The organism is uncultured Nitratireductor sp. (genome assembly GCF_913053745.1).
GTDB lineage: Bacteria > Pseudomonadota > Alphaproteobacteria > Rhizobiales > Rhizobiaceae > Nitratireductor.
In genome coordinates, this window is record NZ_CAJXGF010000237.1 from 1 (window position 1) to 4,028 (window position 4,028).

The window sequence follows — 4,028 nt, forward strand, 5'->3', positions numbered from 1 at the left end:
CCCGTGCGGGCCGTAAACGTGCCGCAATCGGGCCGGATCATGCAGATGTGAAGCGCCCGTTAATGGTATTCGCCATGCATACGGCCTAGGATCGGGACGTCGTGTTCGGGCCGCGGGCCATTCCACCAAGCAAGCCATCTGGAGAAGCATTCTCAATGATCCCGACGAAGATTTTACGCGCCACGCGGGTGGCACCAGTGGCCGCTCTGATTGCGCTTGGCGGTCTTGCCTCCACACCGGCGATTCTGACGCAGCAGGCGCACGCGCAGGGGCCGGCTTCGGTGGCCGATCTCGCCGAGCGGCTTGCGGGCGCCGTCGTCAACATCTCCACCTCCCGTTCCGCTGACGGCAGCGGTTCGGGTCGCGTGCCATTGCCCAAACTGCCCGAAGGCTCGCCGCTGCAGGAGTTCTTCGACGACTTTTTCCAGGATGAGCCGGAAAGCGAACGCGGTCCGCGTCAGGCGCAGTCGTTGGGTTCCGGCTTCGTGATCGACGCGGAAGAGGGCATCGTCGTCACCAACAACCACGTCATATCCGGCGCCGACGAGATCGTCGTCAATTTTACCGACGGCGGCAAGCTTGATGCGGAACTTCTGGGCGTCGATACAAAGACCGATCTTGCCGTGCTGAAAGTCGATGCGAGCCAACGCGACTTGCAGGAGGTGTCGTTCGGCGATTCCGACGGAATGCGGATCGGCGATTGGGTTATGGCCATCGGAAACCCCTTCGGGCTCGGCGGCACGGTGACGGTGGGCATCGTTTCGGCGCGTAACCGCGAAATCGGGTCCGGGCCCTATGACGATTTCATCCAGACGGACGCCGCCATCAACCGCGGCAATTCCGGCGGTCCGCTGTTCAACATGGAGGGCGAGGTGATCGGCATCAACACGGCCATCATTTCGCCGACGGGTGGCTCCATCGGCATCGGCTTCTCAATTCCCTCCGCCCTGGCGATCAAAGTGGTCGATCAGTTGCGCGAGTTTGGCGAGACGCGGCGCGGCTGGCTTGGCGTGCGCATTCAGGAAGTCACCGACGAGATCGCTGAAAGCCTGGGCATGGAAAAGGCAATGGGCGCAATGGTTAGCGGCGTCATCGAGGGCGGTCCGGTGGACGACGGTTCCATTCAGCCTGGGGACGTCATTGTCGAGTTCGACGGCCAGACCGTGGACAATGTGCGTGAATTGCCGCGCATCGTTGCCGAAAGCCCGGTGGGCAAGGAGGTCAACGTCACCGTTGTCCGCAAGGGTGAGGAGCAGACCGTGAGCGTGACGCTCGGGCGTCTCGAAGACAGCGAGAAACTCGCTTCCGCCGAAACTGGCGAAGACGAATCGGCGAATGACGGCGAGGCCGTTTCATCGGCGGCGGTTCTCGGAATGCACATGGCCGCCCTCGACGACCAGATTCGCGAGCAGTTCGATATATCCGCGGACGTGAACGGCGTTGTCATCACCAAGGTGGACGATGCCTCGGTCGCCGCCGGAAAAGGTGTAACGGCGGGCGATGTGATCGTGGAGATCGCTCAGTCGACGGTTTCGACACCGAAGGAGGCGTTGGACCGGCTTGAAGAGCTGAAAGGGCAGGGACGCCGCAACGCGCTTTTGATGCTCGCCTCCAAGAGTGGAGAACTGCGCTTCGTAACGCTGCGGATGGACTGACACTAAGGTGACATTCTGACAGATATGAAAACGGCTCGACGGCAATCGCTTCCGGGCCGTTTTCTTTATCCTCGCCGGGCCCGCCATTCCGCCTGCGAGAGACGATATAACGCGTGACGCTTCAGGTGCGGATGACTGTCGGGAACATCGGGATGATGAAAATCGCCCTCCGCATCGTGGCGCATGCCGATGCGGCGCATGACCGCCGTGGAGCGGTCGTTGTCGACCACCGCGAAGGAGACAATCTCATCGAGGCCGAGGGTTTCGAATCCATAAGCGAGCCAGGCCCGGGCCGCTTCCGTGACATATCCCTTGCCCCAGAATTCCGGTGCAAGCCGCCAGCCGATTTCGACCGAGCCTTCCGGCAGGTTGGAAAGGCCGACCGGCTTGTGCAGGCCTACGAAGCCGATGGGTTGTCCGGTGTCCTTCAGCGCCGCCGCCGCGAAACCGAATCCGTTTCGCGCAATGCCCTCGCGGATGCGATCCATCATGGCATCGGCCTCTTCCCGATTGCGGCGGAAGGGGAAGAACTCCATGATCGTGTCATCGGAATTGATGCGATGAAAGAGCGGTCGATCTTCGTCGCGCCAATTGCGCAGGATCAGACGTTCGGTTTCGAGAAATGTCATCCAATGAACTCCGTTTCGCGATAGCCTTGCAGAAAAAGCAATGCTGTCAGGTCGCCATGGTCGATACGCACGCGCGCTTGGGCGGCGACGGCGGGTTTGGCATGAAGGGCGACACCGAGCCCGGCTAACCCCAGCATATCGAGATCGTTCGCTCCGTCTCCGACAGCCAGCACATCCTGACGTGCAAGCCCGTGCGCGGTGGCGAAACGGTCCAGCGCCTCGGCCTTGGCGGCTCGGCCCAGAATGGGTTTTGCGACCTTTCCGTTTAGCTTTCCCTCTTCTATGAGCAACCGGTTGGCCTGCTGGATGCGGAAACCGAGTTTCTCGCCGACGGGGCCGGTGAACTGCTCGAAACCGCCGGAAACAAGGGCGGTGAACGCTCCTTTGGCGTTCATGGTCGCGACAAGCGCTGGACCGCCGGAGGCAAGCGTGATGCGCTTGTCGATCACCTTGTCGATTACATCGAGCGAAAGGCCGTTGAGCAACGCAACACGCTCTTCCAGCGCCGGCTCGAAGGCGATCTCGCCATTCATGGCACGGCTGGTGATGGCCGCCACGGCGTCTTTCAAGCCGAGTTCGGCAGCCAATTCGTCAATGCATTCCTGATCGATCATGGTGGAGTCCATGTCGGCGATCAGCATTTTCTTCCGCCGGCCTTCCGCCTCTTGAACCGCCACATCTATGGGCGCGCCGGCCAGAGCGTGGCGCAGGCGCTTCTCGGCCTCGTTCGCATCGAGGCCCGGCTTGAGAACGATATCGCAGCTCAGGTTTTCTCCCAGCCAGTCGATCGTACTTGCATCGAGAGCCTTCATGGCCATAGTCGCAACCTGCGGCGTGAGCTTGCGCGCGGCCGGATGTGAGATGAGTGTGGCGACGAGAGACATGGGCGTTTTTCCGGAATGACGAGCGGCAGGCATGTTGAATGATGCGATCCTGATAGCCGGGCCGACCGCCAGCGGCAAGTCCGCGCTGGCGCTGCATTTCGCGCGGGATACGGACGGTGTCGTCATTAACGCCGATTCCATGCAGGTCTATGACGTTCTGTCGATTCTGTCGGCACGTCCCGATGCGGGTGAAGACGCGACGGTTCCCCATCATCTTTACGGTCACGTGCCACCCTCCGTCGCTTATTCGACCGGGGCCTGGTTGGCCGATGTGGCCGGACTTGTCCGAAACGGCATTCTGGAAGGGCGGCGCCCGATTTTCGTGGGGGGAACCGGGCTCTATTTCCGTGCATTGCTGACTGGTATCGCGCCGACGCCCCCGGTGCCCGAGGCGGTGCGGGAACATTGGCGCCAAAGGCTCGCAAAGGAGGGACCGGAAGCGCTGCACCAGATTTTGTCGCACCGCGATCGCGACACGGCCGCCGCCATCCGCCCGGCGGACGGACAGCGCATCACGCGCGCACTGGAAGTTCACGAGGCGACGGGGAGGGCTCTGAGCGCCTGGCAGCGAGACACCACCCCGCCACTGGTCGACCGCCAGACCAGCACGTGCATTGTTCTGGAGCCTGAGCGCGCTTTCGTCACCCAGCGCATAGAGCAGCGTTTCGACCGGATGGTCGATCGGGGGGCGCTTGACGAAGTGCGCGCGCTGCTGGCGCTCGAACCGGGCGCGCTTTGTGCCGCGCCGGTCGAGACCCGTTACGGCTTTCACATCATCCGGCTCGAACGCAGGCACGAGGGCCGGGAACTGCCCTATGAGGCCGTGGCGGAACGCATCGCCGATTATCTGCGGGAGAGCG

General features: G+C 62.3%; 4 protein-coding genes. 2 read left to right on the top strand and 2 right to left on the bottom strand.

Annotation, left to right across the window (positions count from 1 at the left end):
• The first annotated feature begins 155 nt into the window (after window positions 1-155).
• Entirely contained in the window at window positions 156-1,655 is a 1,500-nt protein-coding gene (locus QZ638_RS22700) for a DegQ family serine endoprotease (protein ID WP_295814911.1), read from the top strand.
• 65 nt (window positions 1,656-1,720) lie between these two features.
• Here QZ638_RS22700 and QZ638_RS22705 read toward each other — a convergent pair whose 3' ends face one another.
• Together QZ638_RS22705 and serB are read right to left on the bottom strand one after the other, a co-directional pair.
• Window positions 1,721-2,284: a GNAT family N-acetyltransferase gene (locus QZ638_RS22705; RefSeq protein ID WP_295814913.1), complete on the bottom strand. Its 564-nt coding sequence runs from the start codon at window positions 2,282-2,284 to the stop codon at window positions 1,721-1,723.
• Window positions 2,281-3,168: a phosphoserine phosphatase SerB gene (gene serB / locus QZ638_RS22710; protein WP_295814915.1), complete on the bottom strand. Its 888-nt coding sequence runs from the start codon at window positions 3,166-3,168 to the stop codon at window positions 2,281-2,283. The genes QZ638_RS22705 and serB overlap by 4 nt, the downstream gene beginning before the upstream one ends.
• A 31-nt stretch (window positions 3,169-3,199) precedes the next feature.
• Here serB and miaA point away from each other — a divergent pair.
• The coding region (miaA, locus tag QZ638_RS22715; protein WP_295814917.1) for a tRNA (adenosine(37)-N6)-dimethylallyltransferase MiaA at window positions 3,200-4,028 on the top strand (829 nt) is incomplete at its 3' end.

Coding starts and splice junctions, on each gene's coding strand:
- QZ638_RS22705 (WP_295814913.1), bottom strand. CDS start 2,284: ATGACATTTCTCGAAACCGAACGTCTGATCCTGCGCAATTGGCGCGAC.
- serB (WP_295814915.1), bottom strand. CDS start 3,168: ATGTCTCTCGTCGCCACACTCATCTCACATCCGGCCGCGCGCAAGCTC.
- QZ638_RS22700 (WP_295814911.1), top strand. CDS start 156: ATGATCCCGACGAAGATTTTACGCGCCACGCGGGTGGCACCAGTGGCC.